24 protein-coding genes and 1 pseudogene are annotated in these 26,001 nt (G+C 71.7%); 18 read left to right on the top strand and 7 right to left on the bottom strand.

What is annotated here, in order from left to right; all coding sequences use genetic code 11:
• Positions 1 to 16 precede the first annotated feature (16 nt).
• The 7 genes from QFZ74_RS06545 to QFZ74_RS06515 all read left to right on the top strand — a co-directional run bounded on the left by QFZ74_RS06545 (position 17) and on the right by QFZ74_RS06515 (position 6,942).
• Entirely contained in the window at positions 17 to 1,195 is a 1,179-nt protein-coding gene (locus QFZ74_RS06545) for a ParA family protein (protein ID WP_307619829.1), read from the top strand.
• Positions 1,180 to 1,725, top strand: a complete 546-nt coding sequence (locus QFZ74_RS06540) for a hypothetical protein (protein ID WP_307619828.1) — start codon at positions 1,180 to 1,182, stop codon at positions 1,723 to 1,725. The genes QFZ74_RS06545 and QFZ74_RS06540 overlap by 16 nt, the downstream gene beginning before the upstream one ends.
• Before the next feature lie 394 nt (positions 1,726 to 2,119).
• Positions 2,120 to 3,388 carry a segregation/condensation protein A gene (locus tag QFZ74_RS06535; RefSeq protein WP_373462352.1) on the top strand — a complete coding sequence of 423 codons (1,269 nt, stop codon included), beginning with the start codon at positions 2,120 to 2,122 and terminating at the stop codon, positions 3,386 to 3,388.
• Entirely contained in the window at positions 3,385 to 4,035 is a 651-nt protein-coding gene (gene scpB, locus QFZ74_RS06530) for an SMC-Scp complex subunit ScpB (RefSeq protein ID WP_307619827.1), read from the top strand. Before QFZ74_RS06535 ends, scpB begins: the two co-directional genes overlap by 4 nt.
• Before the next feature lie 12 nt (positions 4,036 to 4,047).
• Complete coding sequence (locus QFZ74_RS06525; RefSeq protein WP_307619826.1) at positions 4,048 to 5,115, top strand: pseudouridine synthase; 1,068 nt, start codon at positions 4,048 to 4,050, stop codon at positions 5,113 to 5,115.
• 76 nt (positions 5,116 to 5,191) lie between these two features.
• A complete protein-coding gene (locus tag QFZ74_RS06520) occupies positions 5,192 to 5,920 on the top strand; it encodes an NUDIX domain-containing protein (protein WP_307619825.1) in 729 nt (242 codons plus the stop codon).
• On the top strand, positions 5,917 to 6,942 hold the full coding sequence (locus QFZ74_RS06515) for an ADP-ribosylglycohydrolase family protein (RefSeq protein WP_307619823.1): 1,026 nt from the start codon (positions 5,917 to 5,919) through the stop codon (positions 6,940 to 6,942). The genes QFZ74_RS06520 and QFZ74_RS06515 overlap by 4 nt, the downstream gene beginning before the upstream one ends.
• A gap of 7 nt (positions 6,943 to 6,949) precedes the next feature.
• Here QFZ74_RS06515 and QFZ74_RS06510 read toward each other — a convergent pair.
• Both QFZ74_RS06510 and QFZ74_RS06505 read right to left on the bottom strand, forming a co-directional pair.
• Positions 6,950 to 7,595: pseudogene (locus QFZ74_RS06510) on the bottom strand (DNA polymerase beta superfamily protein).
• A 63-nt stretch (positions 7,596 to 7,658) separates the two neighbouring features.
• Entirely contained in the window at positions 7,659 to 8,138 is a 480-nt protein-coding gene (locus tag QFZ74_RS06505; protein WP_307619822.1) for a Rieske (2Fe-2S) protein, read from the bottom strand.
• A 241-nt stretch (positions 8,139 to 8,379) separates the two neighbouring features.
• Here QFZ74_RS06505 and aroH point away from each other — a divergent pair, with 241 nt between their 5' ends.
• The 5 genes from aroH to der all read left to right on the top strand — a co-directional run bounded on the left by aroH (position 8,380) and on the right by der (position 13,130).
• Entirely contained in the window at positions 8,380 to 8,742 is a 363-nt protein-coding gene (gene aroH / locus QFZ74_RS06500) for a chorismate mutase (protein ID WP_307619821.1), read from the top strand.
• On the top strand, positions 8,739 to 9,824 hold the full coding sequence (locus QFZ74_RS06495) for a prephenate dehydrogenase (RefSeq protein ID WP_307619820.1): 1,086 nt from the start codon (positions 8,739 to 8,741) through the stop codon (positions 9,822 to 9,824). The genes aroH and QFZ74_RS06495 overlap by 4 nt, the downstream gene beginning before the upstream one ends.
• 402 nt (positions 9,825 to 10,226) lie before the next feature.
• Entirely contained in the window at positions 10,227 to 10,922 is a 696-nt protein-coding gene (gene cmk / locus QFZ74_RS06490; RefSeq protein ID WP_307619819.1) for a (d)CMP kinase, read from the top strand.
• Between the two features lie 62 nt (positions 10,923 to 10,984).
• Entirely contained in the window at positions 10,985 to 11,572 is a 588-nt protein-coding gene (locus QFZ74_RS06485) for a 1-acyl-sn-glycerol-3-phosphate acyltransferase (protein ID WP_307624057.1), read from the top strand.
• A gap of 76 nt (positions 11,573 to 11,648) precedes the next feature.
• A complete protein-coding gene (der, locus tag QFZ74_RS06480; RefSeq protein WP_307619818.1) occupies positions 11,649 to 13,130 on the top strand; it encodes a ribosome biogenesis GTPase Der in 1,482 nt (493 codons plus the stop codon).
• 73 nt (positions 13,131 to 13,203) lie between these two features.
• On the opposite strand, the gene QFZ74_RS06475 is transcribed toward der, so the two are convergent.
• Positions 13,204 to 13,587 (bottom strand): hypothetical protein, encoded by a 384-nt coding sequence (locus tag QFZ74_RS06475; RefSeq protein WP_307619817.1) that lies wholly within the window; start codon positions 13,585 to 13,587, stop codon positions 13,204 to 13,206.
• 73 nt (positions 13,588 to 13,660) lie between these two features.
• Positions 13,661 to 14,500, bottom strand: a complete 840-nt coding sequence (locus tag QFZ74_RS06470) for a hypothetical protein (RefSeq protein ID WP_307619816.1) — start codon at positions 14,498 to 14,500, stop codon at positions 13,661 to 13,663.
• 534 nt (positions 14,501 to 15,034) lie between these two features.
• On the opposite strand from QFZ74_RS06470, the gene QFZ74_RS06465 reads away from it, so the two are divergent.
• Positions 15,035 to 15,745 (top strand): transglycosylase family protein, encoded by a 711-nt coding sequence (locus QFZ74_RS06465; RefSeq protein WP_307619815.1) that lies wholly within the window; start codon positions 15,035 to 15,037, stop codon positions 15,743 to 15,745.
• A 404-nt stretch (positions 15,746 to 16,149) separates the two neighbouring features.
• On the top strand, positions 16,150 to 16,365 hold the full coding sequence (locus QFZ74_RS06460; RefSeq protein WP_307619814.1) for an I78 family peptidase inhibitor: 216 nt from the start codon (positions 16,150 to 16,152) through the stop codon (positions 16,363 to 16,365).
• A gap of 147 nt (positions 16,366 to 16,512) precedes the next feature.
• Here QFZ74_RS06460 and QFZ74_RS06455 read toward each other — a convergent pair whose 3' ends face one another.
• Complete coding sequence (locus QFZ74_RS06455; RefSeq protein WP_307619813.1) at positions 16,513 to 17,553, bottom strand: phosphatase PAP2 family protein; 1,041 nt, start codon at positions 17,551 to 17,553, stop codon at positions 16,513 to 16,515.
• Positions 17,554 to 17,790: 237 nt separating this feature from the next.
• Positions 17,791 to 19,062 (bottom strand): mannosyltransferase family protein, encoded by a 1,272-nt coding sequence (locus QFZ74_RS06450; RefSeq protein WP_307619812.1) that lies wholly within the window; start codon positions 19,060 to 19,062, stop codon positions 17,791 to 17,793.
• Positions 19,063 to 19,323: 261 nt separating this feature from the next.
• Between QFZ74_RS06450 and QFZ74_RS06445 the strand changes: the two genes are divergently transcribed.
• Together QFZ74_RS06445 and QFZ74_RS06440 are read left to right on the top strand one after the other, a co-directional pair.
• The gene (locus tag QFZ74_RS06445; RefSeq protein ID WP_307619811.1) at positions 19,324 to 20,934 is read left to right on the top strand and encodes an MFS transporter; all 1,611 of its coding nucleotides are present in this window, start codon (positions 19,324 to 19,326) and stop codon (positions 20,932 to 20,934) included.
• A gap of 128 nt (positions 20,935 to 21,062) precedes the next feature.
• Positions 21,063 to 22,253: an acyl-CoA dehydrogenase family protein gene (locus tag QFZ74_RS06440; RefSeq protein ID WP_307619810.1), complete on the top strand. Its 1,191-nt coding sequence runs from the start codon at positions 21,063 to 21,065 to the stop codon at positions 22,251 to 22,253.
• 69 nt (positions 22,254 to 22,322) lie between these two features.
• On the opposite strand, the gene QFZ74_RS06435 is transcribed toward QFZ74_RS06440, so the two are convergent.
• The gene (locus QFZ74_RS06435; RefSeq protein WP_307619809.1) at positions 22,323 to 22,760 is read right to left on the bottom strand and encodes a cell division protein SepF; all 438 of its coding nucleotides are present in this window, start codon (positions 22,758 to 22,760) and stop codon (positions 22,323 to 22,325) included.
• Positions 22,761 to 23,325: 565 nt separating this feature from the next.
• Here QFZ74_RS06435 and QFZ74_RS06430 point away from each other — a divergent pair.
• Both QFZ74_RS06430 and QFZ74_RS06425 read left to right on the top strand, forming a co-directional pair.
• A complete protein-coding gene (locus tag QFZ74_RS06430) occupies positions 23,326 to 24,228 on the top strand; it encodes a S1 family peptidase (RefSeq protein WP_307619808.1) in 903 nt (300 codons plus the stop codon).
• Positions 24,229 to 24,649: 421 nt separating this feature from the next.
• Positions 24,650 to 25,729, top strand: coding sequence for a S1 family peptidase (locus tag QFZ74_RS06425; RefSeq protein ID WP_307619807.1), 1,080 nt, complete (start codon positions 24,650 to 24,652; stop codon positions 25,727 to 25,729).
• Positions 25,730 to 26,001 lie beyond the last annotated feature (272 nt).

Genomic DNA, 26,001 nt, shown 5'->3' with positions numbered 1-26,001 from the left:
GGAGGTAAGACGACTTGTGAATGAGTCGACATTTTCTCCCGGGGGTGGTCACCCAGGAACGCCGGTACGGGGTCAGGGACCCACGGGGTTCGAGGCTGTCGGCTCCGTCGCGGTGCGCACCTTCGCAGCCCAACAGAGTCACCGGACCTCAGGGGTGACTCACCCAGCACACCAGAGCATGGATGGCCATCACGTGAACGCCATGGCCGGCGACGGGAGTGGCGCGCCCCACAACCAATTCGCCGACTACGAGGAACTGCCCGACGGGCACTTCTACGACCCGGACGCCGAGTACGAGCCCGACCCCGAGTACGCGGCCACGCTCGCGCCCGACGCCGCGCGTCAGCGCCGCGAGCGCATCGGCCCGACCGGGCGCCCGCTGCCGTACTTCCCGATCCCGGGCCCGCTGACCGACCACGGGCCCGCGAAGATCATCGCGATGTGCAACCAGAAGGGCGGCGTCGGCAAGACGACGTCGACCATCAATCTGGGTGCCGCGCTCGCGGAGTACGGCCGGCGCGTGCTGCTCGTGGACTTCGACCCGCAGGGCGCGCTGTCGGTGGGTCTCGGCGTCAACCCGATGGAACTCGATCTGACGGTCTACAACCTGCTCATGGAGCGGGGCATGTCCGCGGACGAGGTCCTGCTGAAGACGGCGGTCCCCAACATGGACCTGCTGCCCTCCAACATCGACCTGTCGGCCGCCGAGGTCCAGCTGGTCTCGGAGGTCGCCCGCGAGTCGACGCTCCAGCGGGCACTGAAGCCGCTGATGAGCGACTACGACTACATCGTGATCGACTGTCAGCCCTCGCTCGGTCTGCTCACGGTCAACGCGCTGACGGCCGCTCACAAGGTGATCGTGCCGCTGGAGTGCGAGTTCTTCGCGCTGCGTGGTGTGGCGCTGCTGACCGAGACGATCGAGAAGGTCCAGGAGCGGCTCAACCCCGAGCTGGAGCTCGACGGCATCCTCGCCACGATGTACGACTCGCGCACGGTCCACAGCCGCGAGGTCCTGGCGCGCGTCGTCGAGGCGTTCGACGATCACGTCTACCACACGGTCATCGGCCGTACGGTCCGCTTCCCGGAGACCACGGTCGCCGGTGAGCCGATCACCACGTACGCCTCCAACTCCGTCGGTGCCGCCGCCTACCGCCAGCTCGCCAGGGAGGTGCTCGCCCGGTGTCACGCCGAGTGAGTCTGCCCGGAGCCGACGAACTGTTCCGTACGACAGGGGGGATGGCGCTCCAGGCGTCCACTCCCCGGCGCCAGGGCGGCGGCGAGGCCCGGGTGCCGGCTCCCGCCGGGGAGAGCGACGGCGCCGCCGCCGGTGAGGACGCGCCGCAGTCGGTGCCCGCGCAGGGCGGCGACGGCGGGGGCGCGGAGCACGCGGCGGCGGAGGCCGACCCGGCCGAGGCCGGCGAGTCCCGCAGCCGCCCCCCACGGCGCTCGGGGACGCAGGACGCGTCCGCCGCGCAGCCGCGCAAGCGGGGGCGCGCGGCGGCCCGCCGCCCGAGCGGGCGCGAGCGGCACGACGAGAAGATCACCGTGTACGTGTCCGCCGAGGAACTGATGGACCTGGAGCACGCCCGCCTCGTGCTCCGCGGTGAGCACGGCCTCGCGGTCGACCGGGGCCGCATCGTGCGCGAGGCGGTCGCCGTGGTCCTGGCCGACCTGGAGTCCCGCGGAGACGCGAGCATCCTCGTACGCCGACTGCGCGGCCGCTAGGGGGTGCCTCGTCGATCAGGCCGGGCTCGCGGCGTCTGGCACCTCCCCCAAGCTCTTCGAGCAGGGGGCACCCCCAGCCGCGTTGTCGTCGGTCTCCCCCAAGCTCTCGGCTTCGTTCGAGCAGGGGGCACCCTCATCGCTCCGCATCGACTCCCTCCTCCGCCTTGCGATGCACGGCACCAGACGCCGCTCCCTGGTCCGGCCTGATCGACGAGACACCCCCTATAGGGCCTGTCCGGCGGATCAGGCCGCGGACGTGGGGTCTGGCAACGCCCATCTGCGGCGTTGCCGTCGGTTGCCGACGCGCTCCTCCGCCTTGCAGTTAGACGCCTGATCCGCGTTGGACAGGCACTAGCCGCCTCCGCGGGGGCCCAGACGATACCCTGCGACGGCCATGACCGACGCCCCTCGCCGCCGTCCCCTGGGGCAGGGCCCCCGCACCACCGCTCCACGGGTCCAGCCCCCCTCACCCACGGCTCCCGCCGACGAGACGCCGCCGCCTGCGAAGCAGCAGCCGCCGACGGTCGAGCTGCCCCCGTCGGGGCTGGAGGCGGAGCCGGGCGGCGGGGATACGGCCGAGGTTGCCTCCCGGGGCGGTTCGCTTACGGGGGAGGCGTCGCAGGCCATCGTGGAGCAGTCGTCCGAGCGCCGGCGCGATCTGGCGCCCGGTTCAGGGCCGGAAGGCGAGTCCGAGGCGGTGGCTGGGGCTGGGCGTGAGCCCGAAGACGCTCCCGGGCATGGACTGCTTGCGGCCGAGTCGCAGCAAGCCGGTCCCGAGTCTCCTTCAGCCACCACGGACGTGGGTCAGGACAGTGGCGAAGACCGTGCCGGCGGCGGTGTCTTCAAGGTTCGGCTTGCGAATTTCGAGGGGCCGTTCGATCTGTTGCTGCAGTTGATCTCGCGGCACAAGCTCGATGTCACCGAGGTGGCGCTGTCCAAGGTCACCGATGAGTTCATGGCGCACATCCGGGCGATGGGGGCCGACTGGAGCCTGGATCAGACGACGGAGTTCCTCGTCGTCGCCGCCACGCTGCTCGATCTCAAGGCGGCCCGGCTGCTGCCCGCCGCCGAGATCGAGGACGAGGCCGACCTGGCGCTGCTCGAGGCGCGGGACCTGCTCTTCGCGCGGCTGCTCCAGTACCGGGCGTACAAACAGATCGCCGAGATCTTCAACCGGCGCCTGGACGACGAGGCCCTGCGTCACCCTCGTACCGTCGGACTCGAACCGCACCACGCCGACCTGCTGCCCGAGGTCGTCATCAGCATCGGTCCGGAGGGGTTCGCCAAGCTCGCGGTCAAGGCGATGCAGCCCCGGCCCAAGCCGCAGGTGTACGTCGACCACATCCACGCGCCGCTGGTCAGCGTGCAGGAGCAGGCTCGGATCGTCGTGGCCCGGATCCGGGACCTGGGCGAGGCCAGCTTCCGGGCCCTGGTCGAGGACACCGACGACACCCTGACCGTCGTCGCCCGCTTCCTCGCCCTGCTGGAGCTGTACCGCGAGAAGGCCGTCGCCCTCGACCAGGAGGCCGCCCTCGGCGAGCTCACCGTGCGCTGGACCGGCGGGGACGGGGACGAGGCGCCCAGGGTGACGGACGAGTTCGACCGGCCGCCCGCCGAGAAGACCGAGGAGACGGACGACACCGAGGAGGAGAGCATCGCGTGAGCGAGGAGACCACCGAGCTTCCGGAGGGCCTGCGCGGCGTCGCCGGGCTGGACCTCAAGCCCGCCCTGGAGGCCGTGCTCATGGTCGTGGACGAACCCGCGACCGAGGAGCACCTCGCCAGGATCCTTCACCGCCCGAGGCGGCAGATCGGCGACGCCCTGCGCGAGCTGGCCGACGAGTACACCGTCCAGGACCGGGGATTCGAGCTGCGCCTCATCGCCGGCGGCTGGCGCTTCTACACGCGTCCGGCCTACGCTCCCGCCGTCGAACGCTTCGTCCTGGACGGCCAGCAGGCCCGCCTCACCCAGGCGGCCCTGGAGACCCTGGCCGTCGTCGCCTACCGCCAGCCGGTGAGCCGCAGCCGCGTCTCCGCCGTGCGCGGAGTGAACTGCGACGGCGTGATGCGCACCCTCCTCCAGCGCGGTCTGGTCGAGGAAGCAGGCGCGGAACCCGAAACAGGTGCGATCCTGTACAGGACGACGAACTACTTCCTGGAGCGGATGGGCCTGCGCGGCCTGGACGAACTCCCGGAGCTCGCGCCCTTCCTCCCGGAGGCGGAGGCGATCGAGGCCGAGACCCAGGAGGGCGTACCGTCGTTCGACCCGGACGCGCCCGACGCGCCCGGCGGTCAGGACGCAGACGACTAAGACGGAACTTTGATGCGAAGCAGCGGCAGCGGCAAGAGCGGCGGGCGCGGTAACCACCGCGGCGCGGGCAACAACAGGGACGAGCGCCAGCAGGGGCAGGGCCGTCCCAGCAAGCCCCGCCCCGAGGAGCGCCGCTACGACGTGGGCCCCGGCGCCACGAAGGACGGCCCCAAGGCCGGCCGCGGCGGCGCGGCCCGTGGTGGCGCCAAGGGCGGCCCCAAGCGGGCCCAGCAGAGCGGTGGGCGTACGGCTCCCGGCCGCTCGCGTGAGTACGAGACCCGGGCCGAGGAGCGGAACAGGGAGCGGTACGCGGGCAAGAAGGACGTCAAGCCGCCCAAGACCTTCCCGGGCGCCGAGCAGGAGGGCGAGCGGCTGCAGAAGGTCCTCGCGCGCGCGGGCTACGGCTCCCGGCGTTCCTGCGAGGAGCTGATCGAGCAGGCGCGGGTCGAGGTCAACGGCGAGATCGTGCTCGAACAGGGCATGCGGGTCGACCCGGAGAAGGACGAGGTCAAGGTCGACGGTCTGACCGTCGCCACGCAGTCGTACCAGTTCTTCGCGCTGAACAAGCCCGCCGGTGTCGTCTCGACGATGGAGGACCCCGAGGGACGCCAGTGCCTCGGCGACTACGTCACCAACCGCGAGACGCGCCTGTTCCACGTCGGCCGGCTCGACACCGAGACCGAGGGCATCATCCTGCTCACCAACCACGGCGAGCTGGCGCACCGACTCACCCACCCGCGGTACGGCGTGCAGAAGACGTACGTCGCGGCCATCGTCGGCCCGATCCCGCGCGACCTGGGCAAGCGCCTGAAGGACGGCATCCAGCTGGAGGACGGCTACGCGCGCGCTGACCACTTCCGGGTCATCGAGCAGACCGGCAAGAACTACCTGGTCGAGGTGACCCTGCACGAGGGCCGCAAGCACATCGTCCGGCGCATGCTGGCCGAGGCCGGCTTCCCGGTCGAGAAGCTCGTGCGCACGTCCTTCGGGCCGATCACCCTGGGCGACCAGAAGTCGGGCTGGCTGCGCCGCCTGTCGAACACGGAGGTCGGGATGCTGATGAAGGAAGTCGACCTCTAAGCCTTGCGGTAGACCTTGTAGCAGGCCTTGTAGCGAACTCCACCCCCCTTTATAGTCAGAGCGACCATAAAGGGGGGTGGAGTTCGTGGACGGCTACGACAAGTACGCCTACGAGCCCTTCGCCGTCACCGTCGACCTCGCCGTGCTGACGCTGCGCGAGGGCGCGCTGCACGTGCTGCTCGTCGAGCGGGGCCAGGAGCCGTACGCCGGTCACTGGGCGCTGCCCGGCGGCTTCGTGCTGCCCGACGAGTCCGCCGAGACGGCGGCCCGGCGTGAACTCGCCGAGGAGACCGGCCTGTCGGACGTCTCCGGGCTGCACCTGGAGCAGCTGCGCACCTACAGCGAGCCGGGCCGCGACCCCAGGATGCGCGTCGTGTCCGTCGCGTTCACCGCGCTGCTGCCCGACCCTCCCGAGCCGCGCGGCGGCGGTGACGCGGCGCAGGCGTGCTGGGTGCCGTACGCGAGCGCGGTGCCGCTCGCCTTCGACCACGACCGGATCCTGGCCGACGCCCGCGACCGGATCGGCGCCCAGTTGGAGAACACCTGCCTCGCCACCGCCTTCTGCCCGCCCGAGTTCACGCTCGGCGAGCTCCAGCGGGTCTACGAGGCGGTGTGGGACACCGCGCTGGACCGGCCCAACTTCCGCCGCAAGGTGCTCGCCGCACCCGGCTTCGTCGAGCCGGTCCCGGGCGCCGCCCGGCTCACCGGCGGCCGTGGCAAACCCGCCGCGCTCTACCGCGCGGGGACCGCCGCCGCCCTGCACCCGCCCCTGCTCCGGCCGACCCGGGAAGGACGCCCCGCATGACCACCACCACGACCAGCGTCAGGAAACGCGCCGCCACCGGGTCCCTGCTGGGGCTCGCGCTCGGGGACGCGCTCGGCTACCCCACCGAGTTCATCGACGTGCGGCGGATCGAGGAGCGGCACGGGCCCTGGCGGACGATGGAACTGGCCGAGCCCGCGCGCGTGTCCGACGACACGCAGATGACGCTGGCCGTGGGGCGTGCCCTGCGGACGGCCATGAACCGCGGGGTGCTCACCCCGAAGCGCCTGGAGCGGCCGCTGCGCGAGGAGTTCGTCGACTGGTTCGGCTCGCCCGAGAACAACCGGGCGCCCGGACACACCTGCATGGTCGCGTGCCGCCGCCTCCGGGACGACCGTGTGTGGCAGGACGCCAGCCAGATCAACTCCAAGGGCTGCGGCGCCAACATGCGCGTCGCCCCCCTCGGTCTCGCTCCCGGCCTGAGCGACGAACAGCGCGCCGGCGCCGCCCAGTTGCAGTCCGTCCTCACCCACGGCCACCCCACGGCCCTCGCCGCCTCCGACCTCACCGCCCGTGCCGTACGGCTGCTCGCCCAGGGCACCGCCCCTGCCGCCCTCGTCGCCGCCCTGCGCACGTACGCCCAGGACAACCGCACCCACTACCACCACACCTGGCTCGGCGACCTGTGGACCCGCTCCGAGTCCTCGTCACCCGAGCTCTTCATCGCGCACGGCTGGGACGAGTGCCTGCGCATCCTCGACCGCCTCCAGGCGGCCCTGGACACCGGCTCCCCCGAGACCGACCCGTGCCTGGCCACCGGCGAGGGCTGGATCGCCGAAGAGGCCCTCGCCACCGGCCTGCTGTGCTTCCTGCTCTTCCCCGACGACCCCGTCACCGCCCTGCGCCGCGCCGCCTGCACCGCGGGCGACTCGGACTCCATCGCCTGCCTCACCGGCGCCTTCGCCGGCGCCCACCTCGGCGAGGACGCCTGGCCCGCCGCCTGGGCGGACCGCATCGAATACCGCGGGGACCTGATGGCGCTGGGGGCGCTCTGGGATGCGTAGGGCCCGCCTAGAAGGCCTGGGCGGCTGAGTCGCGCCGTACGCGGATCAGGAAGTCCTCCACGCGGCGGCGATCCGGTTCGGATGGGAGGGGGGTCTGGTGGGCGGCCCGCTCCGTTTCGGCTGACAGGTCGGTCATCCAGGTCTCGACGCGGGACCAGGGGACCTCGCCGCGCTTCACCGCGAGCAGGGGGTCGCGCTGGTCGCCGACGTCGACGTTCAGCTCGCCGGTGCGCAGCAGGTCGCGGGCGCTCATGAGCAGGCGCAGGAGGTGCATCGCGTGCTTCCAGCGCGGGGCGCCGTGACGCTGGACGTCGGATTCCAGCTTCTTGCGCTGGCTCAGGGCGTAGCGGGTGAGCGTGTCGTACACCTGGAGGGAGAGGAACGCCTCGCGCAGGGAGAGCAGTTCGCGGCCCGTGGCGTGCAGGTGCTCCACCAGGGGGGAATGCAGGCACTCCAGGACGTTCGGGTTCGCGCGCAGGGCCAGCTCGCAGAAGCGCTCCAGCTCCCAGCTGAACTGCTCCTGCGCCGGCCCCTCCACGTGCGTCGGCGGCTTCTCGAAGCGCCAGAACAGGGGGAGTGGGGGCGAGGAAGACGCCCCGGCGGTCGGTGTCGCTGTCGTCCGTCGCCAGGCCGAAGGCGCGCGAACCCGTCACACAGGCGTAGACCGTGTGGTCGCAAGGGTCTCGGGCCGCGTGCCCGGGAGCGTACGCGGCGGATCAGGCGAGGTGGATCGAATTTCCCTCCACCATGATCTTCTCCTCGGGCAGCGGCCGGGTCGCCGGGCCATGGGCCACCGCGCCGTCCGTGATCTCGAACTTGCTGCCGTGGCAGGGGCAGTCGATGGTGCCGTCCGCCACCTTGGTCACCGTGCAGCCCTGGTGGGTGCAGATCGCCGAGAAGGCCTTGAACTCGCCCTTCTTCGGCTGGGTGACCACGACCTTCTGTTTCTCGAAGATCCTGCCGCCGCCGACCGGGATGTCGGCCGTCGTCGTCAGGGCGTGGCCGGCGGCGGTGTCCGACGACGCGGCCGAGGTCGCGGCCGAGGTCTGGGAGACGGGCGTGGAGGCGGGGCCGGACGCGGGCGTGGACGCCGCCGACGCGGAGCCGTTGCCGTTGCTGCTGCATCCCACGCAGCCCGCGGCGAGCGCCGCGGCACCCGTCGCGAGCGCCGTACGACGCGTCGAGCTGTGAGTCATGTCGTCACTCCGAAGCGTGCGGAAGTACCGGGAGAACGGGAGGCAGGCTTCCCTGCCGGGTGCGCAGCATCCTGGCACTGAAGCCATCGAAGACGAAGGAACCGGGAGGGAGTGCCATGAAACGGGTACCTTCTGACGTCCCGTGCTGTCTCGTACGGCGGTCACGGTGATCGGTTCCCCGCCGGGCTGACTAGGCTGGACGGTCCGAGATCAGACACGTGACTCAGCAAGGAGCAGCGCCGTGGCGGTACGAGCGGTCCGGGGGGCCGTCCAACTGGAACGGGACGACGCCGGCCACATGGACGAAAAGGTGGGGGCCCTGCTCACCGCCGTCCTGGAGCGGAACGAGCTGACCGCGGACGACCTGATCAGCATCTGGTTCACGGCCACGCCGGACCTGCACAGCGACTTCCCGGCGGCCGCCGCGCGGGCGCTGGGCATCGTCGACGTACCGCTGATCTGCGCCCAGGAGCTGGACATCGAGGGCGCCATGCCGCGCGTCGTCCGCGTCCTCGCCCATGTCGAGACGGACCGGCCGCGCGCCGACATGGCCCACGTCTACCTCGGCGCCGCCGCCGCCCTGCGCAAGGACATCGCCCAGTGAGAACCGCACTCGTCATCGGCACCGGCCTCATCGGCACGTCCGCCGCCCTCGCCCTGTCCCAGCGGGGCGTCACCGTCCACCTCGCCGACCACGACCCCGAGCAGGCCCGTACGGCCGCCGCGCTCGACGCCGGTACGGACGAGCCGCCGCGGGGCCCCGTCGACCTGGCGATCGTCGCCGCCCCGCCCGCCCACGTCGCCGGCGTCCTCGCGGACGCCATGCGCCGGGGCGCCGCCCGCGGCTACATCGACGTCGCCAGCGTCAAGGGAGGCCCGCGCCGCGAGCTGGAGGCGCTCGGCCTGGACCTGTCGGCGTACATCGGCACGCACCCCATGTCGGGCCGCGAGAAGTCCGGCCCGCTGGCCGCGACCGCCGACCTGTTCGAGGGGCGCCCCTGGGTGCTCACCCCCACCCGCGACACCGACACCGAGGTGCTGAACCTCGCCCTGGAACTGGTCTCGCACTGCCGGGCCGTCCCGGTCGTCATGGACGCCGACGCCCACGACCGCGCCGTCGCCCTCGTCTCGCACATGCCCCACCTGGTCTCCAGCATGGTCGCCGCCCGCCTGGAGCACGCCGAGGAGGCGGCCGTACGGCTGTGCGGCCAGGGCATCCGGGACGTGACCCGGATCGCCGCCTCCGACCCCCGCATGTGGATCGACATCCTGTCCGCGAACCCCGGACCGGTCGCCGACCTGCTCGCCGAACTCTCCGCCGACCTCGACGAGACCGTCCGCGCCCTGCGCGCCCTGCAGTCCGCCGACGAGACCGAGCGCGGCGAGGGCGGCGCCGGGATCGAGGACGTGCTGCGCCGGGGCAACGCGGGGCAGGTCCGCGTCCCGGGCAAGCACGGCAGCGCCCCGCGCGCGTACGAGACCGTCGCCGTGCTCATCGACGACCAGCCCGGGCAGCTGGCCCGCATCTTCGCCGACGCCGGACGGGCCGGGGTCAACGTCGAGGACGTCCGTATCGAGCACGCGACCGGGCAGCAGGCCGGTCTGGTGCAGCTGATGGTGGAACCGAAGGCGGCGCCGGCCCTCGGCGCCGCGCTGCGCGAGCGGGGCTGGGCCCTGCGCCAGTGAGCGCGGCTGGGCGCCTGGGCCCGTAGGGGGCTGCGCCCGGACCGTGACCGTGCCAGGGGGCCGGCAGCGGCGGCGAGGCGGCCGGTCCCGCGGCGAGGCGGCCGGTCCCGCGGCGAGGTGCGGTGCCAGGCGTCGCGAGCCCGGCCTGATCGACGAGACACCCCCTAAGGGGGCGCGGAGCCGGAGGTCGGCGCCCGCGAGCGAAGTCCGGTGCCCGGTAGCGTGGGCGCGCGGAGCCGCGGAGCCGCGGAGCCGCGGAGCCGCAGAGAGGCGGGCCGAGCCCGCCGCTGGGGCCCCGGGGAACGCCCGTCATCGGGCCTCCCGCGAGCCAGTAACCTTGTGCGGGGGCGCATGCGCGTCCCGCAACCCGACCCACCACCCTTCACCAGGAAGGTGTCCTCCGTGGAAAACGGCGCCGCCCGGACCGCCCCGCCCGTGATTGTCGCGATCGACGGCCCGTCCGGCACGGGCAAGTCGAGCACGTCGAAGGCCGTCGCCGCTCAGCTCGGCCTGAGCTACCTGGACACCGGGGCCCAGTACCGGGCCATCACCTGGTGGATGGTGAACAACGGCATCGACCTCGACGACCCCAGCGCGATCGCCGCCGTCGCGGGCAAGCCGGAGATCGTCTCCGGCACCGACCCGTCCGCCCCGACGATCACCGTCGACGGCACCGACGTGGCCGGTCCGATCCGCACGCAGGAGGTCACCTCGCAGGTCAGCGCCGTCAGCGCGGTGCCCGAGGTGCGCAGCCGGATCACCGAGCTCCAGCGCACGATCGCGCTCTCGGCCGAGGACGGCATCGTCGTCGAGGGCCGTGACATCGGCACCACCGTGCTGCCCGACGCCGACCTGAAGATCTTCCTCACCGCCTCGCCGGAGGCCCGCGCGGCCCGCCGCAGCGGTGAGCTGAAGGGCGCCGACGTCCAGGCCACCCGCGAGGCGCTGATCAAGCGCGACGCGGCCGACTCCAGCCGCAAGACCTCCCCGCTCGCCAAGGCGGGCGACGCGGTCGAGGTGGACACCACCGAGCTCACGCTGACGCAGGTCATAGAGTGCGTCGTCACCCTCGTCGAGGAGAAGCGGGCGGCCAGGTGACCCAGCCGCCCGTTCCCTCCGAGAGGGGCGCCGACGTCGGGCGACGCATCGGCGTCGGTCTGATGTACGGCCTGTGGCGGCCGCGCGTGCTCGGCGCCTGGAGGGTCCCCGCGACGGGACCCGCGATCCTCGCCGTCAACCACGCGCACAACATCGACGGCCCGATGGTCATGGGCGTGGCACCCCGGCCGACGCACTTCCTGATCAAGAAGGAGGCGTTCGTCGGGCCGCTCGACGCCTTCCTGACCGGCATCGGCCAGCTGAAGGTGGACCGCGAGGGCACCGACCGCACCGCCATCACACGGGCGCTCGGCGTCCTGGACGGCGGCGGCGTCCTCGGGATCTTCCCCGAGGGCACCCGGGGCGACGGCGACTTCGCCTCGCTGCGCGCGGGGCTCGCGTACTTCGCGGTACGCAGCGGTGCGCCCATCGTCCCGGTGGCGGTGCTGGGAAGCTCTGAGCGGCCGGGCCGGTTGATAAAGGCACTGCCGCCGCTGCGCTCGCGCGTCGACGTCGTCTTCGGCGACCCGTTCCAGGCGGGCGCCGGCAGCGGACGGCGTACGCGTAAGGCGCTGGACGAGGCCACGGTGCGTATACAGAAGCAGCTCACCGCCCACCTGGAAGACGCCAGGCGCCTTACCGGGCGTTAGGCCACACTTGAGTAGTGGATCACCGCACCGGCGGTGCTCCACCGATCACCACGATCAACGACGAGGTACGGACTTCATGAACGAGCAGATTCAGCCCGAGGGCTCGGCCGAGCACGAGTACGACCACGGGGCGCTCGGCGACGCCGAGTACGCGCAGTTCATGGAGCTCGCCGCCGAAGAGGGCTTCGACATCGAAGAGGTCGAGGGCGCCATCGAGGCGGCGGGCCATGGTCCGCTCCCCGTGCTCGCCGTCGTCGGCCGCCCCAATGTCGGCAAGTCGACCCTGGTGAACCGCATCATCGGCCGTCGTGAGGCGGTCGTCGAGGACAAGCCGGGCGTCACCCGCGACCGCGTCACCTACGAGGCCGAGTGGGCGGGCCGCCGCTTCAAGGTCGTCGACACCGGCGGCTGGGAGCAGGACGTCCTCGGCATCGACGCCTCCGTGGCGGCCCAGGCCGAGTACGCGATCGACGCGGCCGACGCGGTCGTCTTCGTCGTGGACGCCAAGGTCGGCGCGACCGACACCGACGAGGCGGTCGTCCGCCTGCTGCGCAAGGCCGGCAAGCCGGTCGTGCTGGCCGCCAACAAGGTCGACGGCCCGAGCGGCGAGGCCGACGCCTCCTACCTGTGGGCGCTGGGCCTCGGCGAGCCCCACCCGGTCTCCGCCCTGCACGGCCGCGGCACCGGCGACATGCTGGACGCCGTCCTGGAGGCGCTGCCGGAGGCCCCGGCGCAGACCTTCGGTACCGCCGTCGGCGGCCCGCGCCGCATCGCCCTGATCGGCCGCCCGAACGTCGGCAAGTCCTCGCTGCTGAACAAGGTGGCCGGCGAGGAGCGCGTCGTCGTCAACGAGATGGCGGGCACCACCCGCGACCCGGTCGACGAGCTCATCGAACTGGGCGGCACGACCTGGAAGTTCGTCGACACCGCAGGCATCCGCAAGCGCGTCCACCTCCAGCAGGGCGCCGACTACTACGCCTCCCTGCGCACCGCGGCCGCGGTCGAGAAGGCCGAGGTCGCCGTCATCCTGCTGGACGCCTCCGAGAACATCTCGGTGCAGGACCAGCGCATCATCACCATGGCCGTCGAGGCGGGCCGCGCGGTCGTCATCGCCTACAACAAGTGGGACAACCTCGACGAGGAGCGCCGCTACTACCTGGAGCGGGAGATCGAGACCGAGCTCGGCCAGGTCGCGTGGGCGCCCCGAGTCAACGTCTCGGCGCGCACCGGCCGCCACATGGAGAAGCTGGTCCCGGCGATCGAGAAGGCCCTTCAGGGCTGGGAGACCCGCGTTCCCACCGGCCGGCTGAACGCCTTCCTCGGTGAGCTGGTCGCCGCCCATCCGCACCCGGTCCGGGGCGGCAAGCAGCCGCGCATCCTGTTCGGCACCCAGGCCGGCACCAAGCCCCCGCGCTTCGTCCTGTTCGCCTCCGGCTTCATCGAGGCGGGCTACCGGCGCTTCATCGAGCGCCGCCTGCGCGAGGAGTTCGGCTTCGAGGGCACCCCGATCCACATCTCGGTGCGGGTGCGCGAGAAGCGCGGCGCGAAGAAGAAGTAGCGCCTGAGAGCGTGTGAAAGGGCGGACCCTGTCGGCAGGGTCCGCCCTTTCACGTTCCGCGCTCCGTCGTACGTCACGCTCCCCGGCGCGGGGCGGGCGGCAGCGCCGGGCGGACGTGGTGCACGCCGGTGTCCTGCCGCCCGAGCGTCCCGACCCGCTGCCACTGCGAGAGCCCCGTGCCGTGGCGGGCGCTGTAGGCACCCGCGCTGTACGCGCTGTACGAGTTCGAGCCGTACGCCCCGGTGCTGTGCGGGGCGTCCCCGAAGGCGACGAACTCCAGGTTCTCCTCGCCGCTGCGGTCGAACGGCAGCGTCCGGAAGGTCCTGACCCACTCCGCGTAGAGCGAGTCGTAGATCGGCGTGGCCGAGGGGCGGCCTGCGGACTCCTGGCCGACCCGGGCGGGCGGGACGGAGGAGGAGAAGGACGGGCGCCGGGGAGGAACGTCGTATGGGTGCACGTATGTCCAAACGACCCTGTCGGCAAAGGGATGCGGCCGCGCGGCGTCCCGGGGGGACGCGACTCCCGTGCCCTCAGGTGCCCGCGAGCGGCAGCGTGGCCGCGACGAGCCGCCCCGCCACCGCAGCCCTGTCCAGCGCGTCGCGCAGCAGGTCCTCGCGCGGCTGGCGCCCGATGGAGCCGACCGGCGCCGCGAACAAGAGCACCTGCTGGTGCTTGTTGGCGGCCGCCCGCCAACTGTCCGTGACCTGGAGCGGCTGGTGGGCCTGCCACCAGGCCACCGGCTGACCGCCACTGACCGACGGCTGCAGGACCGCGTGCAGCTGACCGACCGCCAGCAGCACCGACCAGCCGTGCAGCACCGGGGGTACCGAGGACAGCTCGGCCACCGGCAGGAACCCCTGCTCGATGAGCAGCGGGAGGAAGTCGTCGCCGGTCGTCCCGAACGAGCCGGGGCGCGCGATGGGCGCGGTCGGTTCCACCACGAGCGCCGGGTGCAACTCCCCGGCGATCAGCACGAGTCCGCTGGTCACCCCGAGCACGGCCTGCTCGGGCGGGGCCTGCGTCGGCATGGACTGCCCGGTCTGCCCCGGCGCGGCCTGTGCGGGGTCCGCCTGCGGCACACCGGCGTGGGCCGCGTCGCCGCTGATGGAGCGGACGGCGCCCTGGAGCTGCTCCTCGGTGACCTGGACGACCTGCGAGGGCAGACAGCCGGCGTGGGCGAAGGCGAGGACGGCGGTCTCGTCGCCGATGAACAGGACGGTGCTGGTGCGCTCCTGCTCGGAGTCGCCCGGGGTGCGGCACGAGGTGCAGTCGTAACTGCCCGGGGCGTTCTCTCCGGCGAGCAGCCGGTCGGCTTCTTCGTCGCCGATCTCGGCGCGTACGGCGTCACTGACGTCGAGCATGCGCGGCACGGTGGCTCCCTCGGGATGCGGTGCGGTGCGACCGGGCGGCTCCCGGCCCCTGAGCCCCGGGGTTCCGGGCTCATGAAGAGACAACGGGCGACCTGTGGCGGGAGTCACGCTTCGAACAGCACAGAATCGAACCGTCCATCGCACAGGGTGACTTCCATGACGGATTCCCTCACGGACCGTCAACTACCTTGCCTGTAAAGGCGTTTACTCCGGTGAGGTACATCACGTCCCACCCGCCCGGTTGGTCGACAAATCGCGAAATCGCCGGATGAAGTGGGTGACCGGAAAATGCCGATACCAGCGGTAACCGCGAACTGGCCTGGAGTGACAGGTAATTGGTTGAAACGAGTGCCCTTCGCTCCCTACATTCCTCCGCCGTGTGCAACGAGCACCGCTCGGGAACGTCCGCCGGCCGCACCAGGCAGAGCACGACGCAGCATCGGCTCAGGCGGACGGGGCGGAGCGTGAGACCCGCGTCCATGCGCGGGGTCGCGCCTCGTCCGGGGGAGTCCGGGTCAGTGGAGAGGGAATTACATGTCCGAATGTGCCGATACCACCCGCGACACCGTCCGTCACGAGACCGCTCGCGACGACAGCGCCCGTGAGGGCGGCGGTCGCCGTGCGCGGACGACGGCGGTGCTGGCGGGTGCGGCATTGCTGGCCCCGCTCGGACTGCTGGCCATGACCGGCAGCGCCGCGGCGGCGGGCAGCGGGGTGTGGGACCGCATCGCCCAGTGCGAGAGCGGCGGCGACTGGCACATCAACACCGGCAACGGCTACTACGGCGGGCTCCAGTTCTCCGCCGGGACCTGGCGGGCGTACGGCGGTGCCGCCTACGCCCCGACGGCCGACCAGGCCTCCAGGAGCCAGCAGATCGCCATCGCCGGTCAGGTCCAGCGCGCCCAGGGCTGGGGCGCGTGGCCCGTCTGCTCGACGCGGGCCGGAGCCTTAGGCGCCGCGCCCGCGGCGGCCTCCTCCGGCTCCGGAACGGCGGCCACGAAGCGGGCCCCGTCCGCTCCGGCGCGCCCCAAGGCCGCGTCGACCCCGGCGAAGGCGCCGGAACGCCCGGCGGCCCACGCCGACCGGGGCGCCTCCCGCGGCGACTACACCGTCCGCACCGGCGACACTCTGAGCGGCATCGCCTCCCGCCACGGCACCACCTGGCAGCGCGTCTACGCCGCCAACAAGGCGGTCATCGGCGGCGATCCCGACATGATCGTCCCCGGCCAGCGCCTCGAACTCTGACCCTCCGCGCCCCACAGCGCGGGTGCGGCACCAGGCTCCGACCCCCGTACGCCCTGGCATGGGCATACGGGGGTCGTGTGCTGAAGTCGTGAATACGCCGCACGCTGCCGACTTTCACGGCACTCTGTCGGATTCGAAAAGAAAGGATGTCCGGAAAACGTTCTCGATCCGTGCACCCCCGGCCTTTCCCTCGGGGTAATTCGCGGCTCGCGGCCGACACGCGGGAATTACGTTCGAATGCGCCGGTAAGGCGTACGGATCCCTTCGTACGTGTGACGGAGTTCGGTCGAAACACGCGCTGTCGTCCTGTGACAGAAGTGTGACCGTGGAGGGATCCGAACGGATCGGAACCCCGCGTCGGCAACCCACTTCCCTGGCCGCGGGATGGGGCCTAGCGTGGCCGCATGGCATCGATTCCCCCTCCGCCGGCGGAGCCCCAGGACAGTCCGGACGGGTACGTCGGCCTCGACGCGGCCTCGGCCGAGCGCCGCGCGCGCGAGCGCGGCTGGTCAACGGTGCGCTCCCTGCCGCCGGGCGCGATCATCACCATGGAGTACCGCTTCGGGCGGCTGAACTTCGAGGTGAAGGACGGCCAGGTGGTGCGCGCCTGGAAGGGCTGAGCGGACACCCCGTACCTCTACGGGCGCGAGATACGACGAGGGCCCCGGCTCCGATCCCTTGGGGATCCAGGAGCCGGGGCCCTCGTCGTATCTCGCCCTCGTCGTGCGCGAAGTTGTGCGTACCGTTCCCGCCGCTGGTGGGCGCCGTCAGGGGCGGGCCGCCGGGGCGGTGCCACGCGGGACGCGGTCCGCGTGCGGCGGGCGGCGGCTGCCCGCCGGAGTGACCGGGGTGCGCTCCGAGCGGGTCGTGTGCGGGCCGGGCGCGAGATGGATCGCGGCCCGGGGTGAGCGCGCCGAGGCGGCGGGCTCGCGCGCGGGGGCCGGGTGCTCGGCGGCCGTGGTACGCGGCCGGAGCGCCACCGCCGTGACCGGGACGGCGGCTCCGCCCGCCGGAACGGGGTCGAGCGCGGGTGCCGGAGCCGTACGGCCGAGGCGGGCGCGCCAGCGGTCGCGCAGGGCGAAGAGCGCGGTCTCGGCGCGGGCGATCAGCGGCTCGAACCAGGGCAGCGCCAGCAGGATCAGCAGACCCGCGGCCCAGCCCAGCAGCACGTCGCTCAGCCAGTGCGTACCGAGGTAGACGGTGGTGAGGCCGACGCCGAGCGAGGTGACCGCCGACAGCGCGGACAGCCAGCGGCGGGCGCGCGGGGCGGTGGCGAGGTACGCCAGGATGCCCCAGGTCACGACCGCGTTGGCGGTGTGGCCGCTGGGGAATATATCGCCGCCCAGGACCATCTCGTTCGCGCCGATCGTGGTGGCGTAGTGCGGTCCGAGCCGGCCCATGCCGAGCTTCGCGGCACCGACGGTGATGTTCAGCAGCAGCAGCGAGGCGCCGAGCGTCAGCAGCGGGCGGATGGTGTGCTGCCGCCAGGAGCGCCAGCCCAGCCACGCCGCGACCATGACCGCGGTGGGGCCGCGCTGGCCGAGCACCACGTAGTAGTCGAGGAAGGCGTGGATCTGCGGCCACTGCTGGTACGGCCGGAAGAACATGACCTGCCAGTCGAGCCGGACCAGCCAGGAGGTGGTCACCACGGCCCACACGATCGCCACGTAGAAAGCCAGGGTCGCGGAGAACAGCACGACCCGGTGCCGGCTCATCTTCGGCACATCGATGTGGGCCGGTCGTTCCGGCTCACGGTCGAGTCTGGCGAACACCCGGTCCAGACGGGTGAGGTTTCGTTCGGTACGCACCCAATGGACGTTACAGCGAGTGAGCTGCGGCCCCGGTCGAATCAGGGGCTTTGTGATGACGATGTGATGTGGGAAACCTCTCAGGCGGGCTCGAATTCACCGGTAATCAACAATCCCGGGTGATCGCGCCCGTCAATTCCTTTGATCAGGTCGGCCGGCGATTTTATGGCACTTATGAATTCGTTAACCGTGGCATGGGCCGCAATTCGCCGTGCGCTCACCGGCCGCCCGGGATGATCATGGCGGGCCGGTTCCATTGAGCCAGAACGCGCCGTAGAGCGCCGAGACCACCGCGATCCCGGCCGTGACCAGCGCCGATCGCGACGTGCGCAGCCGGGCGAGGGCCGGCGCGGCCGGCAGCAGCAGAGGGAAGGCCGGCAGCAGCAGGCGGGGCTTGGAGCCGAAGTAGCTCGACGCGCACAGGGCGAGCGCGGTGACGACACCCGTGTACACCAGCAGCGCGAGCGGCTGCCGCTGCCGTACGCAGGTCACGTACAGCAGGATCACCAGGCCGATCCCGATGATCAGCCCGATCCCGGCCAGGGCCGAAGGGAGTGAGGTGAACTTGCCGGCGATGAAGCAGGCGAAGGCGTATCCGCCGTCGAAGCCGTTGCGCCAGCCCGCCTGCACGTCCAGATAGCCGAGCGGGCCCCGGCCGGTGCGGTGGCCGACCCACAGGACGTAGGCGGCGGCGCCGACGGGGGCGAGCAGCAGACCGAGGGCGCGGCGCCAGAGCGATGCGCCGGGAGCGGGGGCGCGCGTCGTTTCTTGCGCGCCTGCCCATGCCGGAACGCGCCGGGCGGGGCTCTCGTCGGCCGGATCGGGGGCGCGTTCGCCGCGCCGCGCGCCGTGCGCCAGGGCCGCGCGCCGATCTCGCACGATCGGGGCAACGCCCACCGCCCACACCGCGGCGACGACGGCGATCCCCACCGGCCGGGTCAGCCCGGCCAGCGACGCCAGCAGCCCCGCCGTCACCCAGCGCCCGGTCAGCACGGCGTACAGCGACCAGGCCGCCAGCGCCGTGAACAGCGACTCGCTGTACGCCATCGACTGCACGATCCCGACGGGCAGCACGGCCCACAGCAGGACGGCGCACACCCCGGCCCGTCGGTCGTGGACGTGGTCCGCGACCGCGAAGATCCCCCAGGCCGCCGCGAGCGAGGCGAGCAGGCTGACCGCGAAACCGGCGTCGGCGTACGACAGCGGGGTCAGCGCGTGCAGCAGCCGCTCCAGCCAGGGCAGCAGCGGAAAGAAGGCGAGGTTGGAGTGGACGTCGCCGTTCGGCAGGGCCACCTGGTAGCCGTAACCCAGCTCGGCGACCCGGGTGTACCACAGCGAGTCCCAGCGGGCGGTCAGCAGCGTGTGGGCGTCGTGCCCGCGCGCCGCGCTCCACACCGCCAGCACGACGAGCCCGAGGACCCGCACGGCCGCGTACCCGAGCAGCGCCGGGGCGGCGCGGCTCAGGAAGCCGGCGCGGAACGGAGTCACGCGGGTCGCAAGCAGAGTCACGGGCTCGATTATCGACCGGCCCCGGAAGCCGCCCGTCCGCGCGGATGTGATCAAGGCGAGAAGGAGTGGTGTACGCCACATGACTTCCGTGGGGAGTCTGAGAGGTCCGCCACGTGACCTGGGTACGAACTCGCGTACGCTGACGAGTCACTCGCGCTGGTAGGCGCGGGCCGGAGAGGACCCGCTCTCCTCCGGCCGTACGGCGGTAAGTCCCCATTCCGCCGGGTCGCCGCACGCGAGGGAACTCTGGGAGGTACGTACATGTCCGGGACGACCGCGGCTGCCGTTCGGCTGCGCCGCCGGGCGGCCGGGGCCGGTGCCAACCGCTGGATCGTCCTCGTCGTCCTCTGCGTGAGCCTGCTGCTCGTCGCCGTCGACGCGACCGTGCTGCACGTCGCCGTGCCCGCGGTCACCGAGGACCTCAAGCCCGGCGCCATGGAACTGCTCTGGATCGTCGACGTCTACCCGCTCGTCTGCGCGTCGCTGATGATCCTCTTCGGCACGCTCGGCGACCGCGTGGGCCGCAGACGCATCCTGCTGCTCGGTTACGCCCTGTTCGGCGCCGCCTCCGCGATCGCGGCCCTCGCGCCGAGCGCCGAGGTACTGATCCTGGCCCGCGCGCTGCTCGGCGTCGGCGGCGCGATGATCATGCCCGCGACCCTGTCGATCCTGCGCCAGGTCTTCCCCGACCGGCGCGAGCGGGCGCTCGCGATCGGCCTCTGGAGCGCGGTCGCCGCGGTCGGCGCCGCCGTCGGCCCGCTGCTCGGCGGCTTCCTCGTCGAGCACTTCTGGTGGGGCTCGGTCTTCCTGGTCAACATCCCGCTGATGCTGGTGAGCCTGCCCGTCGGCCGCCTGCTGCTGCCCGAGTCGACGGGCGACCGCGACGGCCCCTGGGACGTCGTCGGCGCGCTGATGGCGGCGGTCGGCCTGTTCGGCCTGATCCTCGGCGTCAAGCGGCTCGGCGGCGGGGAACCCGTGGCCAGCGTCCTCACGCTGCTGCCCCTGGTGGTGGGCGCGGTCCTCATCGTGCTCTTCGTACGCCGGCAGCGGCGCCGCCCCTACCCCCTCATCGACCTCGGCATGTTCGCGCGCCCCGCGTTCAGCACCTCCGTGGGCTGCATCGTCCTGGCGATGCTCGCCCTGGTCGGACTGGAGCTGATCGCCGCCCAGTACCTCCAGCTGGTCCTCGGGCTCTCCCCGCTGCGGACGGGTCTGCGGCTGCTGCCCCTGACCCTCGCCGCGATGGCGTCCGGCCTCGCGGGCGCGCGCATGCTGCGCCGCCTCGGACCCCGGCGGATGGTGTGCTTCGGGTTCTGTCTGACCGCCGCGGCCGTGGTGACGCTCACCGCGCTGGGCGGCACCGACAACGTGCCCCTCATGCTGTTCGGCTTCGTCCTGCTCGGCTTCGGCCTGGAGAGCACGCTCTTCGGGGCGTACGAGTCGATGCTCAGCGAGGCGTCCTCCGACCGCGCCGGCGGCGCCGCCGCGATCGGCGAGACGGCGTACCAGCTCGGCGCCGGCATCGGCATCGCGCTGCTCGGCACCGTGATGAACGCCAGCTACGCACCCCGGCTCGCCTCCGTGCCCGGCGTGCCCGCCTCGGCCTCCGCGTCCGCGGGCCACTCGCTCGGCGAGGCCTACGAGGTCGCCGGCTGGCTCGGCGGAGCGGCCGGAGAGGCCCTGCGCCAGGCCGCCCGCGACTCCTTCGTGCACGGGCTCCATGTGACGCTGCTCGTGAGCGCGGGACTGCTGCTGCTCGGTGCCGTCATGTCGCTGCGGCTGCCGCGGGTCATGCAGTGCGAGGAGTCGGCGGTCGTGGAACTGCCCTCGCCGCGGGAGGTCGAGGTCACGGAGTCGCGCGTCTCCGCGTGACCCGGCCTGAGCGCCCCGCTCCGGTGGGGCTGGACGTGCGGCACCCGGCGACGTAACGTCAGCCGCGACCTCGTGACTAGCGCTGCTAGTTTTGCTGCTTCCCCGTGTGCTGCCGGAGGGTGGTCCGTATGTCCGCGTCCTCGACGCTGCCCCCGTTCGATCCCACCGATCCGCTCGGGATCGACGACCTGCTCGATCCCGAGGACCTGGCCGTCCGCGACACCGTGCGCGCCTGGGCCGCCGACCGCGTGCTGCCGTACGTCGCCGAGTGGTACGAGCGCGGCGAGCTGCCCGGCATCCGGGAGCTGGCCCGCGAACTCGGCGGCATGGGAGCCCTCGGCATGTCCCTCACCGGGTACGGCTGCGCCGGGGCCTCCGCCGTCCAGTACGGACTCGCCTGCCTCGAACTCGAGGCGGCCGACTCCGGCATCCGGTCGCTGGTGTCGGTGCAGGGCTCCCTCGCCATGTACGCCATCCACCGCTTCGGCAGCGAGGAGCAGAAGCTTCAGTGGCTGCCGCGCATGGCCGCGGGCGAGGTCATCGGCTGCTTCGGACTCACCGAGCCCGACCACGGCTCCGACCCGGCGTCCATGCGCACCTACGCCAAGCGCGAGGGCGGTGACTGGCTGCTGAACGGGCGCAAGATGTGGATCACCAACGGGTCCGTCGCGGGCGTCGCCGTCGTGTGGGCGCAGACGGAGGACGGGATCCGGGGGTTCGTCGTCCCCACGGACGTGCCTGGCTTCTCCGCGCCCGAGATCAAGCACAAGTGGTCGCTTCGGGCCAGCGTCACCAGCGAGCTCGTCCTCGACGACGTACGGCTGCCCGCCGACGCCGTACTGCCCGAGGGCACGGGGTTGCGCGGTCCGCTGAGCTGTCTCTCGCACGCCCGGTACGGCATCGTGTGGGGCGCCATGGGTGCGGCCCGCAGCTCTTTCCAGGCGGCGGTCGACTACGCGAAGACGCGGGAGCAGTTCGGGCGGCCCATCGGGGGATTCCAGCTCACCCAGGCCAAGCTCGCCGACATGGCGGTCGAACTGCACAAGGGAATTCTGCTCGCCCACCATCTGGGGCGGCGCATGGACGCCGGCCGCCTGCGTCCCGAGCAGGTCAGCTTCGGCAAGCTCAACAACGTACGGGAGGCCATCGAGATCTGCCGTACGGCGCGGACGATTCTCGGGGCCAACGGGATTTCGCTGGAGTACCCCGTGATGCGGCACGCGACCAATCTGGAATCGGTGCTCACCTACGAGGGCACCGTCGAGATGCACCAGCTCGTGCTGGGCAAGGCGCTCACCGGGCTCGACGCCTTCCGGTAGACGGCGGTCCGCCGGTCGCCGGTCGGGCCGGGGGAACCTGCGGAGGCAGGGCCGGTGAGCGGCCCTGCCTCAGCTCTGGTTGAAGAAGCCGTCGGAGCGGTGGCCGGCCGGCTCGCCGCTGACGATCTCGGTGTCGGCCGGGCTCAGCAGGAACACCCGGGTGGACACGCGCTCGATCGAACCGCGCAGTCCGAAGATGAGTCCGGCCGCGAAGTCGACGACGCGCTTGGCGTCGGTGGGCTCCAGGGCCGTGAGGTTCATGATGACCGGGACGCCCTCCCGGAACAGCTCGCCGATGGCGCGGGCGTCCCGGAAGCCGTCCGGGGTGACCGTGCCGATCCGGCGCCCCTTCTCCTCCGCGGTGTCCGCGGCCACCTTGACCCGCGGGTCCGTCACCCAGGCATCCCCGGGCTCGGTCCCCTCGGAGTAGTCGTCGTCGTAGTAACGCTCGTCATCGTTGTCGTCGACGAGGCCCAGCCAGGCACTCGCCTTGCGTACCGATCCCATGGACGCCTCCTCTCACAGCGGTCTTTCATCCTTTCCGCACCTATGGTCTTCCATGATGCGGATGGCGCGCCAAGTGAATAGACGCCGAGCGGGGGGTTTGTGACGGTACTGGTGCGCGACCCGTACGTCGAGAGCCCTGGCCCCCCAAGGGACTTAGCGGGTACGGCTGCTGACTGAGAGTGAAATATGATTCTTCGCGGCGGATGGGTGACGTACGGCGTGTACAGGGGTCCGTCCGGTGTACCTAAGCCGACTATCCGAACATATGAGGTGGTGGGAGAGGGGTGTGTGGTCCAGGTGCGGACCTGGGGTGCATGAGGACTTGACGGGCGGTCAGCTCTGCATTTCGGGATCTTTCGCCGGGTGACACAGCGTCAACACAGCTCGCGCACAGGCGGGCGACCGAAAGGCCCCCTTGCGCCGACCGTCCGTTCGGCCGAATACTCCCCCTCAGCGCTTGTCAGGGGCACGGCGTGTCCGGACTCCGGACGTTTCGTGTGTCCTGACTGCGCCTCACGGGCCCCGACCCCCCGCGGGCCCCCGACTTCCCGGGAGGGAACGAAACGTGAGGATCAAGCGCACCACTCCCCGTACCGGCCTCGCCAGACGGACCCGGCTCGTCGCCGTGGCCACCGGATTCGTGGCCGCGGCCGCGCTCGCCGTGCCGACCGCGAGCGCGAGCGACGCCCACACGTTCAGCGCCACCCAGCTCACCAAGGCGAGCGACGCCGTTGGTGCGGCCGACATCGCCGGTACGGCGTGGGCGGTCGACAGCAAGACCAACCGCGTCGTCGTCACCGTCGACAGCACCGTCTCCCAGGCCGAGATCGCCAAGATCAAGCGGCAGGCGGGTGGCAACTCCGAGGCCCTGACCATCAAGCACACGCCCGGCAAGTTCCAGAAGCTGATCTCCGGCGGCGACGCCATCTATGCGAGTAGCTGGCGTTGCTCACTCGGCTTCAACGTCCAGGACTCCGCGGGCAACTACTACTTCCTGACCGCCGGTCACTGCACCGACGGTGCGGGCACCTGGTGGTCGAACTCCTCGCACACGACGACGCTCGGTTCCACCGCCGGCTCCTCCTTCCCGGGCAACGACTACGGCATCGTGAGCTACACCAACAGCTCGGTGACCAAGTCGGGCACCGTCGGCAGCCAGGACATCACCAGCGCGTCCACGCCGTCCGTGGGTACGTCTGTCACCCGGCGCGGTTCCACGACGGGTATCCACAGCGGGACCGTCCAGGCGCTCAACGCGACGGTGAACTACGGCGGCGGTGACATCGTCTACGGGCTCATCCAGACCAACGTCTGCGCCGAGCCCGGTGACTCCGGTGGTCCGCTGTACGGCGGTACCCGGGCGTACGGTCTGACCTCCGGCGGCAGTGGCAACTGCACCTCCGGCGGTACGACGTTCTTCCAGCCGGTCACCGAGGCGCTGAACGCCTATGGGGTTCACGTCTACTGACCCGGTCCAGGTCTAGCCGGGCCTGACGATCCGGTTCAGGTCCAGTCGGGTCTGATTCGAGATGGCCCCCGCGCGCAATTCGCGTGCGGGGGCCATCTGTTGTTCGTGTGGCTGCCGGTTTGGGGAGGGATCGGCCGTTGTTCGGGTGCCGGTTCGGTTGTTGGGGGGCGCAATCAAGCCAGCGTGGATGTCACTTTCTTGTGTGGAGCATGTGTTTGCAGTGCGAATCTTCCTGGGGCGACTGCGAACGGTTGTGGTGGCGCGGGGGTTGAGGGGGCGTGCGGTGGGGTCGCACGCGCGTCCTGAAGTCGACCTTGTGTGCCCCCTGTGGGCCTCGGAATAGTAGGCGCCCGTCAACCATCCTTCCGGCTCACGAGGTCCCCATAACCTCCTGGGCCGACCCCCCACAGGAGGACGTGAGTTGAAGCATCGACGCATAACCAGGCGGCGGGCCGCCGTGGCAGGTGCAGCCGTCGCCGCACTCGTCGCAGCGGGCGTCACCTTCCAGAGTGCGAACGCCAGTGAGCCCGCGAAGGCCGCGGCGCCCCAGATCCTGTCGGCGCCGGCGGCCGGAAAGCTCGCCTCGACGCTCGTACGGGACCTCGGCGCCGACGCGGCGGGCGCGTACTACGACGCCCAGGCGAAGAGCCTCGTCGTGAACGTGCTCGACGAGTCGGCCGCCGGTACGGTCGAGGCGGCTGGCGCCAAGGCCAGAGTCGTGGCGAACTCCCTCGCCGAACTCGACGGCGCGCGTGCCACGTTGAGCAAGGACGCGACCATCCCCGGTACCTCGTGGGCGACCGACCCGGTCACCAACAAGGTCGTCGTCACCGCGGACCGCACGGTCTCCAAGGCCGCGTGGGCCAAGCTCGGCAAGGTGACCGACGGGCTCGGCGCGAAGGTCGAACTCCAGCGGTCGAAGGGGGAGTTCAAGCCCTTCCTCGCCGGCGGTGACGCCATCACCGGCTCGGGCGGGCGCTGCTCGCTCGGCTTCAACGTGGTCAAGGACGGTCAGCCGTACTTCCTGACCGCCGGGCACTGCACCGATGCCATCTCCAGCTGGTCGGACTCGTCCGGCAACGTGGTCGGGCAGAACGAGCAGTCCAGCTTCCCGGGCAACGACTTCGGTCTGGTCAAGTACACCGGGAGCGTCGACCACCCGAGCGAGGTCAACCTGTACAACGGGTCCTCGCAAGCGATCAGCGGGGCGGCCGAGGCCACCGTGGGTATGAAGGTCACCCGCAGCGGCTCGACGACCCAGGTGCACGACGGCACGGTCACCGGTCTGAACGCCACCGTGAACTACTCGGAGGGCACGGTGAGCGGGCTGATCCAGACCGACGTGTGCGCCGAGCCCGGTGACAGTGGCGGTTCGCTGTTCTCGGGTGACAAGGCGATCGGGCTGACGTCCGGTGGCAGTGGTGACTGCACCTCCGGCGGGGAGACGTTCTTCCAGCCGGTCACCGAGGCGCTGTCGGCCACGGGGTCCTCGATCGGCTGACGTATCGCTCTGCGGTACCTGGAGTCCCGCCCCTTGCGCGAGGGGCGGGCTTCGTCGTTCTCTGCCTGCCTCTGTCTGCCTGTGGTCGGCTCTCGGCCGTTCTGGGGCGGGCCGCACCGGGGGCCCCGTCCTCGGTCCGGCGGGCTGTCTCTTTGGTGGAGCCCTGGGTTTCGCCGGCCGCTGCGGGCGGACACCCCCGCCGCGTCCCCTGCCCGCCGTACGCGGGTCTCCGTCCGTGTTTGTGCAGGTCAGGGGCGCGTCGAGTTGGATCG

This window comes from Streptomyces sp. V3I7 (assembly GCF_030817495.1).
Classification (GTDB): Bacteria; Actinomycetota; Actinomycetes; order Streptomycetales; family Streptomycetaceae; genus Streptomyces.
Note: the sequence above shows the minus strand (reverse complement) of the source record. Positions and strands in the feature narration are given on the sequence as shown.

Bases quoted from the DNA above. Each gene is read 5' to 3' on its own strand.
- QFZ74_RS06535 (WP_373462352.1), top strand. From the start codon at position 2,120: ATGACCGACGCCCCTCGCCGCCGTCCCCTGGGGCAGGGCCCCCGCACC.
- QFZ74_RS06525 (WP_307619826.1), top strand. From the start codon at position 4,048: ATGCGAAGCAGCGGCAGCGGCAAGAGCGGCGGGCGCGGTAACCACCGC.
- QFZ74_RS06515 (WP_307619823.1), top strand. From the start codon at position 5,917: ATGACCACCACCACGACCAGCGTCAGGAAACGCGCCGCCACCGGGTCC.
- QFZ74_RS06505 (WP_307619822.1), bottom strand. From the start codon at position 8,138: ATGACTCACAGCTCGACGCGTCGTACGGCGCTCGCGACGGGTGCCGCG.
- QFZ74_RS06485 (WP_307624057.1), top strand. From the start codon at position 10,985: ATGTACGGCCTGTGGCGGCCGCGCGTGCTCGGCGCCTGGAGGGTCCCC.
- der (WP_307619818.1), top strand. From the start codon at position 11,649: ATGAACGAGCAGATTCAGCCCGAGGGCTCGGCCGAGCACGAGTACGAC.
- QFZ74_RS06465 (WP_307619815.1), top strand. From the start codon at position 15,035: ATGTCCGAATGTGCCGATACCACCCGCGACACCGTCCGTCACGAGACC.
- QFZ74_RS06460 (WP_307619814.1), top strand. From the start codon at position 16,150: ATGGCATCGATTCCCCCTCCGCCGGCGGAGCCCCAGGACAGTCCGGAC.
- QFZ74_RS06445 (WP_307619811.1), top strand. From the start codon at position 19,324: ATGTCCGGGACGACCGCGGCTGCCGTTCGGCTGCGCCGCCGGGCGGCC.
- QFZ74_RS06440 (WP_307619810.1), top strand. From the start codon at position 21,063: ATGTCCGCGTCCTCGACGCTGCCCCCGTTCGATCCCACCGATCCGCTC.
- QFZ74_RS06435 (WP_307619809.1), bottom strand. From the start codon at position 22,760: ATGGGATCGGTACGCAAGGCGAGTGCCTGGCTGGGCCTCGTCGACGAC.